The sequence below is a fragment of the Xylophilus sp. Leaf220 genome (genome assembly GCF_001421705.1).
In the GTDB taxonomy this organism is placed as follows: domain Bacteria; phylum Pseudomonadota; class Gammaproteobacteria; order Burkholderiales; family Burkholderiaceae_C; genus Xylophilus.
On the sequence record NZ_LMKO01000023.1, the window covers coordinates 283,713 to 299,653 of the forward strand.

The following is a 15,941-nucleotide window of genomic DNA, read 5'->3' on the forward strand; positions in this document are numbered from 1 at the left end:
CCCGCCCGATGACGAGCACCACCGCCGCCTCCACCCCGGCTCGCCGGGTCAAGACACCCACCATCCTGCAGCTGGAGGCGGTCGAATGCGGCGCCGCCTCGCTGGCGATGGTGCTCGCGGGCCACAAGCTGTGGGTGCCGCTCGACGAACTGCGCGTGGCCTGCGGTGTTTCGCGCGACGGCAGCAGGGCCGGCAACATCGTGCGGGCCGCGCGGCGCTACGGCATGGCCGCGAAGGGTTACCGCTACGACATGGAGCGCCTGCGCACCGTGCCGATGCCGGCGATCGCCTTCGTCAACATGAACCACTTCGTGGTGGTCGAGGGATTCGTCGGCGGAAAGGTGCACGTCAACGATCCCGCGGGCGGCCGCCGCCTGGTGGACGAGGCGGAGTTCGACCGCTACTACTCCGGCATCGTGCTCACCTTCGTGCCCGAGCCCGAATTCCGACCCGGCGGCCAGCCGCCGCCGGTGCGCGAGCGGCTGCTGAGCTGGCTCGATGGCGCGCGTTCCGCGCTCGCGCTTGTCATCATGGCAGGCTGCTTCCTGGTGATCCCCGGCGTGGTGGTGCCGGCCTTCTCCAGCGTCTTCATCGACCAGTACCTGGTCGACGGCCAGAAGGACTGGGTGCCATGGCTCCTGGTGGCCATGGCCGTCACCACCATCGTGCAGGGTCTGCTACTTTGGCTGGAGAAACGACTGCAATTGCGGCTGCACACCCGGATCACCATCCAGGCGGCGGGCAGCTTCGTCTGGCGCATGCTGCGATTGCCGGTCACCTTCTACGCGCAGCGCTATGCCGGCGGCATCGGGGCGCGCTCGGAACTGGCACCCAAGCTCTCGACGCATGCGTCCGACGAGATCGGTCAGCTGGTCGTCGCGGTCTTCTCGCTCCTTTTCTTCGTGGCGGTGATGGCGGGCTACAGCCTGGTGCTGACGGCGGTGGCCGTGGCCTGCACCGCGCTCAATCTGCTGCTGGTGATGCATTCGAGCCAGCGCATCGAGGAACTGCAGCAGAAATCCACCCTCGACCAGGTCAAGCTCGAAGGCAAGACCATGCAGGGGCTGCAGATGGTCGAATCCCTCAAGGCCAACGGCACCGACGGCCCGTTCTTCGAAATGTGGTCGGGGCATCTGGCCAGCACGGCCAACCAGCAGCAGCAGATCGGCCGATCGAGCGCCTGGTTCTCGATCCTGCCGCAGTTCCTGGCCGACGTCAGCAGCATGGCGGTGCTGCTCGTGGGCGGCTGGATGGTCATGCAGGGATCGATCAGCATCGGCATGCTGGTGGCCTTCCGCATGATCCAGGGCGCCTTCGCCGCGCCGGTCAGCGCGCTGATGTCGACCGTGCTGGCACTCAAGGGCGCCCGGGGCGTGCTCAACCAGTTCGACGACGTTCTGCAGCATCCGCAGGCAGCGGAATTCACGCCGCCCGCCGATACCGCCGGCGGCGCCACCGGCACCAAGGCTTTCCGGCTCAGCGGCAACCTCGCACTGCGCGATCTGGCCTTCGGCTACAACCCGCTGGAGCCTGCGCTGGTCGAGCACTTCGACCTCGACCTGGTGGCCGGCGCCCGAGTCGCGCTGGTGGGCGCATCGGGCAGCGGCAAGTCGACCGTGGGCAAGCTGGTCACCGGTCTGTTCGAGCCGTGGAACGGGCAAATCCTGTTCGACGGCCGGCCGCTGGCCGAAGTGCCGCGGGCGATCCTGCGCAACTCGTTGGCGGTGGTCGACCAGGACGTGGTGCTGTTCGAAGGCACGGTGCGCGACAACATCACGCTCTGGGACGACACGATGCCCGAGCACCGCATTGTGCGGGCCGCCAAGGACGCGCTGATCCACGACGTGATCGTGCAGCGGCCGGGCGGCTACGACGCGCGGGTCGAGGAAGGCGGCCGCAACTTCTCCGGCGGCCAGCGCCAGCGACTGGAGATCGCACGGGCCCTGGTGGCCGAGCCGACCCTCCTGGTGCTGGACGAGGCGACCAGCGCGCTCGATCCGGTCGCCGAGAAGGAGGTGATGGACAACCTGCGCCGCCGCGGCTGCACCTGCCTGATCATCGCCCACCGCCTGAGCACCATCCGCGACGCGGACGAGATCATCGTCATGCACCGCGGCAAGATCCTCCAGCGCGGCACGCACGACACGCTGATCGCCGTCGACGGCCCCTACCGCACCCTGGTCGAATCATGAGCCTGCCCTTTTCCGATGCGGCGGCGCCGCTGACCGATTTCATGGTCGCGCACGGCGCGGTGCGCGCCGTGGCCGGCAACACGCCCTTCCTGCTCGACCGGCCCGACCGCGCCATCGCGATCGTCGAAGGCGCGGTAGACCTGTTCATGGTCCAGGTCGAGGACGGCGTTCCTACCGGCGTGCGCGAATTCATGTTCACCCTGGGTGCGGGCGACCTGCTGCTGGGCGTGGACGGCAGCGAGGCGATGTTGCCGGTCGGCCTCCTGGCCGTGGGCCAGGTCGGCACCCGCATCGCCGAGGCGGGCATGGCCGACCTGCAGGCGGCCGCGGCGCATCCCGACCTGCAGCCGTGGGTGGTGCGAGGCATCGACCGGTGGATAGAGGGCCTGTCGGACGCCATGGCACGTCCGATCGTGCCACGCCCGCCCGTCGCGGTGCTGCTCTCGCCCGGCGAAACGCTGGACGCGGGGCCCGGGCAACGCATCGGCGCGCGGGGCGTCGTCTGGATCGATACGCAGGGCGCCACGCCACTCTACCTCGACAGCGAAGATCTGCCGGCCGCCGGCGAGGGCGCGCTGGTGCCTCTGTCGCCCGCGGCCTGGCTCATGCTGCACGAGGCGGGCACCGTCACCGCGCACGATACCGCCGCCGCGGTGGCCGGCGGCGCCTGCTGGCGCGGCCTGGACGCGCTGCACGCGGTTCTGCAGGACATCGTGCCGCTCAACCTGCGGCTGGCGGCGGTCGACGAACTCAACCGGGTGCGCAGCCGCGCCGCGGCCGACCAGCAGGCGGCCCGCAACGCCTTCGTGCGACTGGCGGAGCCGCTGGCCGCGCTGCGCGGCGGGCGCGCCGTCGGCACGGTCGATTCCGACGATCCGCTGGTGCAGGCGGTAGCTGCCGCTGTGGCGCCGCTCGGCCATGCGCTGAAGGCGCCGGTGCGCGCCCGCGACCAGGACGACGTGCGCAGTGCGTTCTCGCTCGAGGACATCCTGAAGGCCAACCGGTTGCGGGCGCGTCGCGTGCTGCTGCGGGGCCGTTGGTGGGAGTCCGACACCGGTCCGTTCCTGCTGCGTCGCGCCGAGGACGACCGCCCGCTGGCCGTGGTGCCGCGCGGACTGCGCCGCCGTTACTACCTGCTCGATCCGGTCGCAGGAACGAACCGGCTGCTGACCGCGCGTGACGCCGAGGCCGTGGCGGGCGAGGCCTGGTCGTTCTCGGTGCCGCTGCCGGTGCGGCCGCTCAAGAGCCGCGACGTCGGCGGCAACGTGCTGCGCTGGGCGCCGGCCGATGTGGCCGCGCTCGTCGGGTTCGGTCTCGCGGGGGGCCTACTGGGCATGGCGGTGCCGATCGCGACCGGTTTCCTGGTCGACACCGTGATTCCCGGCTACGACCTGCCCAAGCTCTGGCAGATGGGCGTGCTGCTGTTCATCGCGGCGCTGGTCACGCTGCTGACGCGGCATGCGGTGCAGATCGCCTCGGTACGGATCGAGGGCCGCTCGGGCACCCGCATGCAGGCAGCCGTGATGGACCGCATCCTGCGGCTGCCGATCGGCTTCTTCAAGGATTTCACCGCGGGCGACCTGGCCACCCGGGCCCTGGCGATCCGCGCCATCGAGCAGGCGATCAGCGGCAGCGTGATCTCGTCGCTCATGAGCGGCGTATTCGCCCTGGTTTCGCTCGGGCTGATGTTCTTCTACTCGGCCCGCCTGGCGGTCGCCGCGCTGGGGCTGGTGCTGCTGCTGGCCGCCATCACCGGCGCGATCGGCTACCTGCGGGTGCGCCACGAACGCGACGTGATGAAGACCTCGGGCGCCACCGCCGGCCTGCTGCTGCAGCTGGCGACCGGCATCGCCAAGCTGCGGCTCGCGGCGGCGGAGGACCGCGCGTTCCTGCGCTGGTCGACGCTCTACGGCAGCCTGACGCGCCAGCGCCTGGGCGCGGGCGGCGTCTCCAACGCCTCGCACCTGGTGCAGGGCGTGTACGCCACCTTCTCCACCGCGGTGATCTTCGGCCTGATCTACTGGCTGGGCCTGGCGGGGGCCGCCGGCGGCGCGCCGGCCTCGGGCAGCGAGGCGGCCACCACCGGCCTGGCCCTCGGCTCGCTGCTGGCGTTCCTGGCCGCCTTCGGCCAGGCGATGGGCGGCATGGCCGAGCTGGCGACGGTGGGCGTGACGCTCTACGCGCTCAAGCCGGTCTTCGCCTATGCCGCGCCGATCCTCGAGGCCACGCCCGAGGTCGACGACGCCAAGGCCGACCCGGGCCCGCTGTCGGGCGCGATCGAACTCAGCCACCTCACCTTCCGCTACGCGCCCGACGTGCCGCCGGTGTTCTCCGACCTGTCGCTCGACATCCGCGCTGGCGAATACGTGGCGATCGTCGGCCCCTCGGGCAGCGGCAAGTCGACGCTGGTGCGGCTGATGCTGGGCTTCGAGAAGGCCGAGTCCGGCGCCATCCTGTACGACGGCCGCGACCTGTCGGGCCTCGACATGCAGGCGGTGCGCCGCCAGTTCGGCGTGGTGCTGCAGAACGGCCGGCTGATGCCCGGCACGCTGCAGGAGAACATCCTGGGCGCCCACATCCACCTGGCCGAGGCCGACGCCTGGCGCGTGGCCGACCAGGTCGGCCTGGGCGACGACATCCGCGGCATGCCGATGGGCATGCAGACGGTCATCACCGACGCGGGCGGCGTGCTCTCGGGCGGCCAAGTGCAGCGCATCCTGATCGCGCGCGCCCTGGTCGGGTCGCCGCGGGTGCTGCTGTTCGACGAGGCCACCAGCGCGCTCGACAACCGCACCCAGGCGATGGTCACCGAGACGCTGGCGCGGCTGGACTCGACCCGCATCGTGATCGCCCACCGGCTCAGCACCGTGGTCAACACCGACCGGATCATCGTGCTGAAGGACGGCGCGGTGCAGGAATCGGGCAGCTATGCGCAGCTGATGGCCCAGCGGGGCATCTTCCACGACCTGGCACAGCGGCAGCTCGTCTAGGCATGGCACCGGCGGCCTGCGTGCCCACCGACGGCGGCGGCTGCGTGCCGAGCTTCCTGTTCGACAGCACCGCCTGGCCCGTGCCGGGCGATGCCTTCTGGGCCTGGCGCGGCGCCTTCGCGGCACTGTTCGACGTGGCGCTGCCGTCGCCCGAGGCGGTGGCCGGCTTCGCGGCGCGGGCCGAGGGCTTCCACCTGGGACATCTGCTGGCCGCGCGGCTGCAGGGGCCGCAGGCGATCGCCCGCCGCTCGGGCTCGACCATCGCCCGCGGCGGCATCCACCATTTCCTGGTGCAGTGCGTGGTGCGCGGCGCGTGCCGCATCGAGACGCCCGAGGTGCAGATCCAGGTGCAGGCCGGCGAGGCGGTGGTGCTGGACCTGAGCCGCCCGCTGCTGCAGCATGCCGAGCCCGGCGAATCGCTGCTGCTGGTGGTGCCGCGGGGGCTGCTGCTGGAGCAGCACGCCGGCTTCGACGCGGTGCACGGCGCGGTGCTGCAGGGCACCCGGGCGCGCCTGCTCGCGCGGGCCGTCTCCGCCCTGCTGGAGGAAGCACCGGCGATGGACCGCGAGGAGGGCTATGCGATGGCCGCCCCCACCCTGTCGCTGCTGGCCGCGCTGTTCGGCCCGGCGATCGACGCGGCCGGCCACGGCGTGCGGGAGGGGCGCCTGGTCAAGCTGGTGCTGCTGCGCCAGTACCTCGACACCCGGCTGGCCGACCCGGCGCTGGAGACGGCCGAGGTCTGCGACCGCTTCGGCCTTTCGCGCTCCTCGCTCTACCGGCTGATGGAGCCCTACGGCGGGTTCGCCCGCTACCTGAACGACAGCCGTCTGCGCCGCTGCTTCTACGACCTGGTCTCGGCCGGCGCGGCCACGCGGCGGGTGTCCGACGTGGCCCAGCGCTGGGGTTTCCAGAACGAGGCCGCCTTCAGCCGCGCGTTCCGACGCATGTTCGGCGTGTCGCCGCGCGACGTGCGGCAGTCGGGCGGGCTGGCGGCAGCGGCGGCGCCCGGCAGCGCGCCGTCGGGCTTCGACGCCTGGGTGGACAGCTGCCGGTCGCTCTGACCCGCGCCGCGCGGCCGCCCGCGGCGGCGGTTGCTGCGACAATCCCGCGGCTATGAACCACGCCTACGTTCTCACCCTTTCCTGCCCCGACCGCCCGGGCATCGTGCACGCCGTCTCGGGCTTCTTGTTCGAGCGCGGCGGCAACATCGAGGCCGCGGCGCAGTACAACGACCCGGCCACCGGCCTCTTCTTCATGCGGGTGCAGTTCGCCTGCGCCACGCTCGACCGAGCGGCGCTGCAGGCGGCGCTCGATGCGTTCTCGCCCTCGTTCGGCGGCCAGTGGCAGCTGCACACCCTGGCCGAGCCGGTGCGCACCGTGCTGATGGTCAGCAAGGAAGGCCACTGCCTCAACGACCTGCTGTTCCGCTGGAAATCGGGCCTGCTGGCGATCGACATCCGCGCCATCGTCAGCAACCACCGCGACTTCTACCAGCTGGCGGCCAGCTACAACGTGCCCTTCCACCACATCCCGGTCACCGCCGCCACCAAGCCGCAGGCCGAGGCGAAGCAGTACGAGATCATCGAGGCCGAAGGCGCCGAGCTGGTGGTGCTGGCCCGGTACATGCAGGTGCTCTCCGACGACCTGTGCCGCAAGCTGGCGGGTCGTGCGATCAACATCCACCACAGCTTCCTGCCCAGCTTCAAGGGCGCCAAGCCCTACTACCAGGCGCACCACCGCGGGGTGAAGCTGATCGGCGCCACCGCCCACTACGTGACCGCCGACCTGGACGAGGGCCCGATCATCGAACAGGACGTGGCCCGGGTGGACCACAGCAAGACGGTCGAGGACCTGACCGCCATGGGCCGCGACACCGAGAGCCAGGTGCTGGCCCGCGCCGTGAAGTGGCACAGCGAACGCCGCGTGCTGCTCGACGGCCACAAGACCGTCATCTTCAAGTAGCCTGCCCCGCCGGCATGGCATTTCTGGACGAAAAGTGCCTGTGGCCGGCGCGGAACGCCGGCCACCAGCTATCAAAACAATAGCAACCGCCCCGACCCGCCCATGACCCTGCGCATCCCGCCGATCCAGTGCCTGACCACCTTCGAGGCCCTGGCGCGGCTGCGCAGCGTCGGCCTCGCCGCCGAGGAGCTGTGCGTGACAGCCAGCGCCATCAGCCACCGGGTGCGCCAGCTGGAGCAGATCCTGGGCACCAAGCTCTTCGGCCGGGCCGACTTCTCGCTCACCACCGAAGGCAGCGAATACCTGGCCCACGTGCGCGAGGGCCTGGCGGTGCTGTCGCGCTTCCCGAGCCGCATGGCCGCGGCCGGCCGCAGGAAGCTGCGGGTGGCGGTGACGCCCACCTTCGCCCGGTCGATCCTGATCCCGCGGCTGCGGCAGTTCAAGGAGGCGTACCCCGAGATCGACCTGGCGCTGCAGGTCAGCATCCCGCTGCTCGACGTGGTGGCCGAGGACGCCGACCTGATGGTGCGCTTCGGCACCGGCCGCTACTCAGATGTCGAGCGGGTCTGCCTGGCCGACGACGTGGTCACGCCGATGGCATCGCCCGCCTACCTGCGTGAGAACGGCCCGTTCGACGCGCCCGAGGACCTGCAGCGGGCCGAGCTGCTGCGCTCCCCGCTCGAGCCCTGGCGCTCCTGGTTCGCCGCGCAGGGGCTCGACTGGCCCGAGCCGGTGGGCGGCTCGTCCTTCAACGACGTGGGCCTGCTCTGCGACGCCGCGGCGCAGGGCCTGGGCGTGGCACTGGTGCGCCTGAAGCTGGGCGCGCCCTGGCTCGACAACGGCACGCTGGAGCGCATCTCGCCGGTCGACGCCCCGAGCCCGCATGCCCACTACCTGTGCTGGCGCACCGGCGCGATGGACCGCTGGGAGTGCGCGGCCTTCGCCGAATGGCTGCAGAAGAGTCTCTCGTGAACCCCCGGCCCCTGCCCGCGCCGAAAGCCGCGCGATGAAGCCGGTCGCCGGGCTGGCCTGGCTGCTGGTGTTCCAGTCGGTGGGCGAGGCGCTGTCGCATGCATTTGCGCTGCCGTTCCCCGGGCCGGTGATCGGCATGGTGCTGCTCTTCGCGGCGCTGTTCCATCCGGCGGTGCGCGGTCCGGTGGGCGCCTGCGCGGACTTCCTGCTGGCACACCTGTCGCTGCTCTTCGTGCCGGTGGGCGTGGGCGTGATGACGCACCTGGGGCTGCTGGAGGCGTACGGCGCCCGCATCCTGGCGGTGATCGCGGTGTCGACCTGGGTGGGCATCGCGGTGACGGCCCTGGTGCTGCGGGCGGGGCGCAAAGGCGATGCGGAGGGCAGCGGCGCCGCGCCGGACGCGCCGCAGGAGGGCCGGCATGGCTGACTTCGTCGAGCTGTGGCTCTATCTCTCGTCCAGCCCGCTGTTCGGGCTGACCGCGACGCTCGCCGTCTACGTGCTGGCCCAGGCGTTCTACGCGTCGCGCGGGCAGGCGCCCTGGGCCAATCCTGTGCTGTGGAGCGTGCTGGTGCTGGCCGGGGGCCTGCTGGCGGCGCGGGTGCCCTACCCCACCTATTTCGCGGGGGCGCAGTTCATCCATTTCCTGCTGGGGCCGGCGGTGGTGGCGCTGGGCTGGCCGCTGTGGCAGCGGCGGGCCGCGCTGCGCGCCCGCTGGGCCCGGCTGCTGCTGGCGGCGCTGGCAGGCGGTGCCGCGGCCAGCGCCAGCGCGGTGGCCCTGGCCTGGGCCTTCGGCCTGCCGCGCGAGGTGATGCTGTCGCTGGCGCCCAAGTCGGTCACCGCGCCGGTCGCGATGGGCGTGGCGCAGGCGATCGGCGGGGTGCCGGCGCTGGCGGCGGTGTTCGCGGTGCTGACCGGGCTGGTGGGCGCGCTCAGCGGCAAGGCCCTGTTCGCCCTGCTGGGCGTGCCGACCGACGGCGCCGGCTGGACGGCACGCGGCTTCGCGCTGGGCACCGCCGCGCACGGCATCGGCGCGGCCCGCGCGATGCAGGTCAACGCCGAGGCGGGCGCCTATGCCGGCCTGGCGCTGGGCCTGCAGGTGGTGCTGGCGTCGCTGCTGATGCCGCTGGTGTTCCGGCTGTTCTAGCGGGCCGGCAGGCGCGTCAGGGCGCCGAGTGCGGCGTCCGGCCGCCGAAGATCGCGGTGCCCACCCGCACCATCGTGCTGCCCTCGGCCACCGCCGCCTCGAGGTCGGCCGACATGCCCATCGACAGCGTGTCGAGCGGCAGCCCTTCGGCCACCAGCGCATCGAACAGCGCCCGGGTGCGGGCGTGCACCGCCCGCTGCGCGGCCATGTCCGCCTGCGGCTCGGGGATCGTCATCAGGCCGCGCAGCCGCAGCCCGGGCAGCGCGGCGACCGCATGCGCCAGGGCGGGAAGGTCGGCCGGCGACACGCCCGACTTGTTGGCACCGCCGTCGATGTCCACCTGCAGGCAGACGTCGAGCGGCGGCCGGCCCTCGGGCCGCTGGGCCGACAGCCGCTCGGCGATCTTCAGCCGGTCGACCGAATGCACCCAGTCGAAGTGGGTGGCGGCCAGCCGGGTCTTGTTGCTCTGCACCGGGCCGATGCAGTGCCATTCGATGCCGCTGCCGGCCAGCGCCTCCACCTTCTCCACGCCTTCCTGCAGGTAGTTCTCGCCGAAGGCCTGTTGCCCGGCCGCGACGGCTTCCCGCACATCTTGGGCGCCGAAGGTCTTCGATACCGCCAGTAGCCGCACGCTCTGCGCCGGCCGGCCCGCGGCGGCGCATGCTGCAGCGATACGGTCGTGTACTTTGTGGATGTTGTTACCAATCGTTGTCATAATCGCCGAAGCGTCCCTAATGAAGTCTCGAAGGATCCCCGTGGATATCACCCAACTGTTGGCCTTCAGCGTGAAGAACAAGGCCTCCGACCTGCACCTGTCGGCCGACCTGCCGCCGATGATCCGGGTCCACGGCGATGTGCGGCGGATCAACGTCGACGCGCTCGACCACAAGGCGGTCCACGCCATGGTGTACGACATCATGAACGACAGCCAGCGCAAGGCCTACGAGGAGTTCCTGGAGGTCGACTTCTCCTTCGAGATCGAGGGCCTGGCCCGCTTCCGGGTCAACGCCTTCAACCACAACCGGGGCGCGGGCGCGGTGTTCCGGACGATTCCCTCGAAGATCCTGACGCTCGAGCAACTCAACGCGCCCAAGATCTTCGGCGACCTGGCCCTCAAGCCGCGCGGCCTGGTGCTGGTCACCGGCCCCACCGGCTCGGGCAAGTCGACCACGCTGGCCGCGATGGTCAACTACCTCAACGAAACCGAGTACGGCCACATCCTCACCGTGGAAGACCCGGTCGAGTTCGTGCACGAATCGAAGAAGTGCCTGGTGAACCAGCGCGAGGTAGGTCCGCACACCCATTCGTTCTCGGCCGCGCTGCGCTCGGCCCTGCGGGAGGATCCCGACGCGATCCTGGTCGGCGAAATGCGCGACCTGGAAACCATCCGCCTGGCGATGACCGCCGCCGAGACCGGCCACCTGGTCTTCGGCACGCTGCACACCTCGAGCGCCGCCAAGACAATCGACCGGATCATCGACGTGTTCCCGGCCGAGGAGAAGGAGATGGTCCGCGCGATGCTGTCCGAATCGCTGCAGGCCGTCATCTCGCAGACGCTCTGCAAGACCAAGGACGGCCAGGGCCGGGTCGCGGCCCACGAGATCATGCTGGGCACCAGCGCGATCCGCAACCTGATCCGCGAGGCCAAGGTCGCGCAGATGTACTCGGCGATCCAGACCGGCAACAGCGTCGGCATGCAGACCCTCGACCAGAACCTGACCGACCTGGTGCGCCGCAACGTGATCGCGCCGTCGGAGGCGCGGGCCAAGGCCAAGATCCCCGAAAACTTCCCCGGCTAGGCCGCTGCCTGCGGCCCGCCGCAGTCCAGCGCGACACACTCCCCCACCGCACGCGCACAAGACAACGCGCATTTGGAGCAGGCATGAAAGGCATTCTCGGGCTGCTGCGCAGCAAGACCCCGCAAAAAACCGGCGACGACCGGGCGGATTCGGTCTTCTTCTCCACCGCCTTCGCCGACCAGGGCGTCGACCCGTCGCGCCTGATCCCGTGGGAGGCCCGGGCGGTCGAGGTGGGCGCCAAGCGGCTGGCCTCGGCCCGCGGCGTGAAGCTGCTGCAGCAGCTGTGGGCCAAGGACCGGCACATGAACATGCTCGACACCGCCGCCGTCGGCCGGATGGAGCGCTTCTTCGAGTTCGCCAGCCTGCAGGCCAACCGCGACGTGATCCGCCAGGACGAGTACGGCAACTTCATGATCGTGCTGCTCTCGGGCACCATCGCGGTCGACCGGCTCCAGCCCTGGGGCGAGCGGCTGCGGCTGGCCGAGACCCGGCCCGGCGATATCCTGGGCGAGATGTCGCTGCTCGACAGCGGCATCCGCTTCTCGGCCTGCACATCGCTCACCGACTGCGAGATCGCGGTGCTGAGCGCCGACGCGATGGACGAGATGATGACAGCGGAATCGGAAATGGCCGCCAGCCTGATCGCCCTTCTGGCACGCAAGCTCTCGTTGCGGTTGCGCGTGGTGAGCGCGCGGCTCAGCGACAACAAGTAGCACGGCGCACAGCGCCCCCTAGGACGACCGAATGGAACGCGACCAGGCCAGTAAATTCATCAACGACCTGCTCAAGCTGATGAGCAGCCGGGGCGGCAGCGATCTCTTCATCACCAGCGACTTCCCGCCGGCGATCAAGATCGACGGCAAGGTGACCAAGGTGTCGCCCCAGCCGCTCGGCCCCACCCACACCCTGGCGCTGGCGCGCGCCATCATGAACGACAAGCAGGCCGCCGAGTTCGAGCGCACCAAGGAGTGCAACTTCGCGATCTCGCCGGCCACCATCGGCCGCTTCCGGGTCAACGCCTTCGTGCAGCAGGGCAAGGTCGGCATGGTGCTGCGGACCATCCCCAACGCGCTGCCGACGGTCGACGGCCTGGGTGTGCCGCAGGTGTTGAAGGAAGTGGTGATGTCCAAGCGTGGCCTCTGCATCCTGGTGGGCGCCACCGGGTCGGGCAAGTCGACCACGCTGGCCGCGATGGTCGACTGGCGCAACGAGAACTCCTACGGCCACATCATCACCATCGAGGACCCGGTCGAGTTCGTGCATCCGCACAAGAACTGCGTGGTGACCCAGCGCGAGGTGGGCATCGACACCGACAGCTGGGAGGCCGCGCTGAAGAACACCCTGCGCCAGGCGCCCGACGTGATCCTGATGGGCGAGATTCGCGACCGCGAGACGATGGAGCACGCCGTCGCCTTCGCCGAGACCGGCCACCTGTGCCTGGCCACCCTGCACGCCAACAGCGCCAACCAGGCGCTCGACCGGATCATCAACTTCTTCCCCGAAGAGCGCCGCGCCCAGCTGCTGATGGACCTGTCGCTGAACCTGCGCGCGATGATCTCGCAGCGCCTGATCCCCAAGCAGGACCTGAAGGGCCGCGCGGCCGCGGTCGAGGTGATGCTCAACACGCCGCTGATCTCCGACCTCATCTTCAAGGGCGAGGTCTCCGAGATCAAGGAGATCATGAAGAAGAGCCGCAACCTGGGCATGCAGACCTTCGACCAGGCGCTGTTCGACCTCTTCGAAGGCAACACCATCACCTACGAGGATGCGCTGCGCAACGCCGACTCGCTCAACGACCTGCGGCTGCAGGTCAAGCTCAACAGCCAGCGCGCGAAGAACACCGACCTGGCCTCCGGCACCGAGCATTTCGCCATCGTCTGACACGGGGGCTTTCGGGGCTGTGATACGGTAGCGCACGTGTTCCGAAACGCACCGCCTCGCCGGCGGGCGCAGCGGACGCGGAGGAAGAAAAAGCGTCGATCAAACGAGAACCACCAACGAGACGAGGCCTCCTTCGCGTCCCCTGCGCCTGCAGCGGGCAGCTCATTTCCCAGGTGCTGCGCTCCGCCGCCTGCGTGTCCTTCCCCTTTCCCGACCACCTCGCGGCGCTCGCTGCGCTCCCGGGTCCGCCACCGCATTCAGTCCCTGCGGACAGGCACGTCCGGATTTTTCGTACCATCGTTTCTTTTGACCACCGGCCCCGCGGCCGACTGCCCACCATGCCCACTCTCGCCGACAAGACCTACGCCGCCACGCCCTCGCAGACCGTCGCCTTCCTCGGACTCGGCGTCATGGGCGGCCCGATGGCCGGGCATCTGGCGCGCGCCGGCCACCAGGTCACCGTCTACAACCGCACCGCCGCCAAGGCGGAGGCCTGGGTGACCGAATTCGGCGGCCGCCACGCCGCCACGCCGCGCGAAGCGGTGCGCGGCGCCACCCTGGTGTTCTGCTGCGTCGGCAACGACGACGACCTGCGCAGCGTGGTGCTGGGCGACGACGGTGCCTTCGCCGGCATGGACGCCGGCGCGGTCTTCGTCGACCACACCACCGCCTCGGCCGACGTGGCCCGCGAACTGTCGGCGGAAGCGCAGAAGCGCGGCCTGCGCTTCGTCGACGCCCCGGTCTCCGGCGGCCAGGCCGGCGCCCAGAACGGCGCGCTGACGGTGATGTGCGGCGGCGAGCAGGCCGCCTTCGACGCCGCCGCGCCGGTGGCCGCCGCCTTCGCCCGCGCGATGACCCTGCTGGGCGAGAGCGGCGCCGGCCAGCTGGCCAAGATGGTCAACCAGATCTGCATCGCGGGCCTGGTGCAGGGCCTGTCGGAGGCGATCGCCTTCGGCATGAAGGCCGGCCTCGACATGCCGCAGGTGCTGGAGGTGATCGGCAAGGGCGCGGCCCAGAGCTGGCAGATGGACAACCGCGGCAAGACGATGGCCGAAGGCAGGTTCGACTTCGGCTTCGCGGTCGACTGGATGCGCAAGGACCTGGGGCTGGTGCTGGACGAAGCCAAGCGCAACGGTGCCCGCCTGCCGGTGACCGCGCTGGTGGACCAGTTCTATGCGGATGTGCAGCAGGCCGGCGGCAAGCGCTGGGATACCTCGAGCCTGATCACCCGGCTGGGTTGAGCGCGCGGCGGAATCGACCAACAGCTGGCGGTCTTACTGGCCGCAGCGCATCTTGCTCCCTCTCCCCGGGGGAGAGGGTTGGGGTGAGGGAACCCGCCTGGAAGAGCCACCACTGCTTGCCAACGTCGCGCGGCCCTCATCCCAGCCTTCTCCCAGAGGGAGAAGGAGCAATACCGAGTCGCGCGCCAGAGAAGTCGATTGCTACAAAATAAATAGCTGAAGGCCGGCGTCCTGTGCGGACATCCGGCCTTTTTCATTCAAGTAACGTGCATGCAGGGCCGACCCGTTCTTTGCCGACGGACCCCGCACCGCGCGGCCCGTCGCCGGCACTTCAGCGAATCGGCGTCACCACCACCGCGGGTGGCGCATCGGTGATCGGGGCGGCGTTGGCAGGGGCCGCTGCGGCAGGCGGCGGTGGAGGCGCCGGTGGCGCCGACGAGGTGACCGGCGCCGGCGGTTGCTGGCGGCCCATCTGGGCCAGCTCGTCCTCGCTGACCAGCTCGAACACCCGCACCACCTTCAGCACGCCGCTCACGCCGCGGGCGATCTCGGCGCTGCGCTTGGCTTCGCGGGCCGTCACCCGGCCGAGCAGGTAGACGACGCCGCGCTCGGTCACGACCTTGATCGCGCTGGCCGAGATGTCCTTCGCATCCACCAGACTGGCCTTGACCTTGCCGGTGATGAAGGTGTCGTTGGAGCGCTGCGACAGCGTCGCCGGCGCCATCACGCCGATGTCGTTGACGACGGCGCGCACGTTCTCGACCCGCGCGGCCAGCTGTTCGGCCTTGCTGCGCTCGTCGGCGGTGGAGGCTTCACCGGTCAGCAGCACCTGGCGGTTGTAGCTGGTGGCGTTGATCCGCACCCGGTCGCCGCTGAGCCCGGCCGAGATCGCGCGCTGGGTGCGGTTCTCGATCGCCTCGTCCTCGATCTGGGTACCGGCGGTGCGGCGGTCGACGGCGGCGAATCCCGCCACCGCGGCGCCCCCCACGGCCAGCGGGAAGCAGCCGGACAGCAGCCCGGCGAGGGTGGCCGCGGCCAGCGCCGCACAGCCGAGGCGCAGCGCGCGGGCGCTGCGGATGTTTGCTGGTGGGGTCATATCGGAATCTCCTGTTCGCCGAGAAGTTGCGCATCCACGCCGTCGCAGATGCAGTGGAGGGCCAGGGCATGGACCTCGAAGACGCGCGCCGCACGGTCGTGCTGCACGCAGATGTGGATGTCGGTCTCGCGCAGCATGCCGGCCATGCGGCCGCCGTGGCGGCCGGTGAGCGCCACCACGACCATCTCGCGCTCGTGCGCCGCGTCGATCGCGGCCACCATGCTGGCGCAGTTGCCGCCCGGGGAGACGGCCAGCAGCACGTCGCCCGCGTGGCCCAGCGCCCGCACCTGGCGGGAGAAGACCGGCACCGCGTCGGGCTCGGCGCCGGGCGGGGCCAGCAGGGTGCCGTCGGTGGTGAGTGCGATCGCGCCCAGTTCGGGCCGGTCGCGCTCGAAGCCGCATACGAAGGCCGCGGCGAACACCTGGGCCAGCGCGGCCGAGGCGCCGGTGCCGCAGGCCAGCACCTTGCCGCCGCTGGTGACGCTGACCGCCATCGCCTGCACGGCCGCCGCGATCGGCGGGCCCAGCGTCTGGGCCGACTGGTACTTGAGGTCTGCGCTTTCGATGAAGGCGGTCTGGATACGTTGCTCGAGCATGGAGCGTGGATGATACCGGCGGGTTTTTACGCGGCACCGCGCCAGATGTACCAAGCGGTTGCCTGCG

The 15,941-nt window shown here is 70.6% G+C and carries 14 protein-coding genes; 11 read left to right on the top strand and 3 right to left on the bottom strand.

Features of this window, described 5'->3' with window-relative positions; genetic code table 11:
- Positions 1 to 8: 8 nt before the first annotated feature.
- The 7 genes from ASE76_RS15150 (at position 9) to ASE76_RS15180 (ending at position 9,261) form a co-directional block, all read left to right on the top strand.
- Entirely contained in the window at positions 9 to 2,192 is a 2,184-nt protein-coding gene (locus ASE76_RS15150; RefSeq protein ID WP_055841143.1) for an NHLP family bacteriocin export ABC transporter peptidase/permease/ATPase subunit, read from the top strand.
- Positions 2,189 to 5,182: an NHLP bacteriocin export ABC transporter permease/ATPase subunit gene (locus ASE76_RS15155; protein WP_055841146.1), complete on the top strand. Its 2,994-nt coding sequence runs from the start codon at positions 2,189 to 2,191 to the stop codon at positions 5,180 to 5,182. Before ASE76_RS15150 ends, ASE76_RS15155 begins: the two co-directional genes overlap by 4 nt.
- A 20-nt stretch (positions 5,183 to 5,202) precedes the next feature.
- Positions 5,203 to 6,243 carry a helix-turn-helix domain-containing protein gene (locus tag ASE76_RS15160; protein ID WP_236698475.1) on the top strand — a complete coding sequence of 347 codons (1,041 nt, stop codon included), beginning with the start codon at positions 5,203 to 5,205 and terminating at the stop codon, positions 6,241 to 6,243.
- 52 nt (positions 6,244 to 6,295) lie between these two features.
- Complete coding sequence (purU, locus tag ASE76_RS15165) at positions 6,296 to 7,144, top strand: formyltetrahydrofolate deformylase (protein ID WP_055841151.1); 849 nt, start codon at positions 6,296 to 6,298, stop codon at positions 7,142 to 7,144.
- A 102-nt stretch (positions 7,145 to 7,246) separates the two neighbouring features.
- Positions 7,247 to 8,116 carry a LysR substrate-binding domain-containing protein gene (locus ASE76_RS15170; protein WP_055841154.1) on the top strand — a complete coding sequence of 290 codons (870 nt, stop codon included), beginning with the start codon at positions 7,247 to 7,249 and terminating at the stop codon, positions 8,114 to 8,116.
- Between the two features lie 34 nt (positions 8,117 to 8,150).
- On the top strand, positions 8,151 to 8,543 hold the full coding sequence (locus tag ASE76_RS15175; protein ID WP_055841158.1) for a CidA/LrgA family protein: 393 nt from the start codon (positions 8,151 to 8,153) through the stop codon (positions 8,541 to 8,543).
- On the top strand, positions 8,536 to 9,261 hold the full coding sequence (locus ASE76_RS15180) for an LrgB family protein (protein WP_055841162.1): 726 nt from the start codon (positions 8,536 to 8,538) through the stop codon (positions 9,259 to 9,261). The genes ASE76_RS15175 and ASE76_RS15180 overlap by 8 nt, the downstream gene beginning before the upstream one ends.
- A 16-nt stretch (positions 9,262 to 9,277) precedes the next feature.
- Here the strand turns inward: ASE76_RS15180 and ASE76_RS15185 are convergent, their stop codons facing one another.
- A complete protein-coding gene (locus tag ASE76_RS15185; RefSeq protein WP_055841165.1) occupies positions 9,278 to 9,976 on the bottom strand; it encodes a YggS family pyridoxal phosphate-dependent enzyme in 699 nt (232 codons plus the stop codon).
- Between the two features lie 40 nt (positions 9,977 to 10,016).
- Between ASE76_RS15185 and ASE76_RS15190 the strand changes: the two genes are divergently transcribed.
- The 4 genes from ASE76_RS15190 (at position 10,017) to ASE76_RS15205 (ending at position 14,182) form a co-directional block, all read left to right on the top strand.
- Complete coding sequence (locus tag ASE76_RS15190; protein ID WP_055841167.1) at positions 10,017 to 11,060, top strand: type IV pilus twitching motility protein PilT; 1,044 nt, start codon at positions 10,017 to 10,019, stop codon at positions 11,058 to 11,060.
- A gap of 83 nt (positions 11,061 to 11,143) precedes the next feature.
- Positions 11,144 to 11,773 (top strand): cyclic nucleotide-binding domain-containing protein, encoded by a 630-nt coding sequence (locus ASE76_RS15195; protein WP_055841170.1) that lies wholly within the window; start codon positions 11,144 to 11,146, stop codon positions 11,771 to 11,773.
- A 31-nt stretch (positions 11,774 to 11,804) separates the two neighbouring features.
- The gene (locus ASE76_RS15200; RefSeq protein ID WP_055841174.1) at positions 11,805 to 12,941 is read left to right on the top strand and encodes a PilT/PilU family type 4a pilus ATPase; all 1,137 of its coding nucleotides are present in this window, start codon (positions 11,805 to 11,807) and stop codon (positions 12,939 to 12,941) included.
- A gap of 338 nt (positions 12,942 to 13,279) precedes the next feature.
- Positions 13,280 to 14,182 carry an NAD(P)-dependent oxidoreductase gene (locus ASE76_RS15205; RefSeq protein ID WP_055841177.1) on the top strand — a complete coding sequence of 301 codons (903 nt, stop codon included), beginning with the start codon at positions 13,280 to 13,282 and terminating at the stop codon, positions 14,180 to 14,182.
- Positions 14,183 to 14,513: 331 nt separating this feature from the next.
- On the opposite strand, the gene ASE76_RS15210 is transcribed toward ASE76_RS15205, so the two are convergent.
- Together ASE76_RS15210 and ASE76_RS15215 are read right to left on the bottom strand one after the other, a co-directional pair.
- Positions 14,514 to 15,278: a BON domain-containing protein gene (locus ASE76_RS15210; RefSeq protein ID WP_082448605.1), complete on the bottom strand. Its 765-nt coding sequence runs from the start codon at positions 15,276 to 15,278 to the stop codon at positions 14,514 to 14,516.
- Positions 15,275 to 15,874, bottom strand: coding sequence for an SIS domain-containing protein (locus ASE76_RS15215; protein WP_055841180.1), 600 nt, complete (start codon positions 15,872 to 15,874; stop codon positions 15,275 to 15,277). The genes ASE76_RS15210 and ASE76_RS15215 overlap by 4 nt, the downstream gene beginning before the upstream one ends.
- Between the last annotated feature and the right edge of the window lie 67 nt (positions 15,875 to 15,941).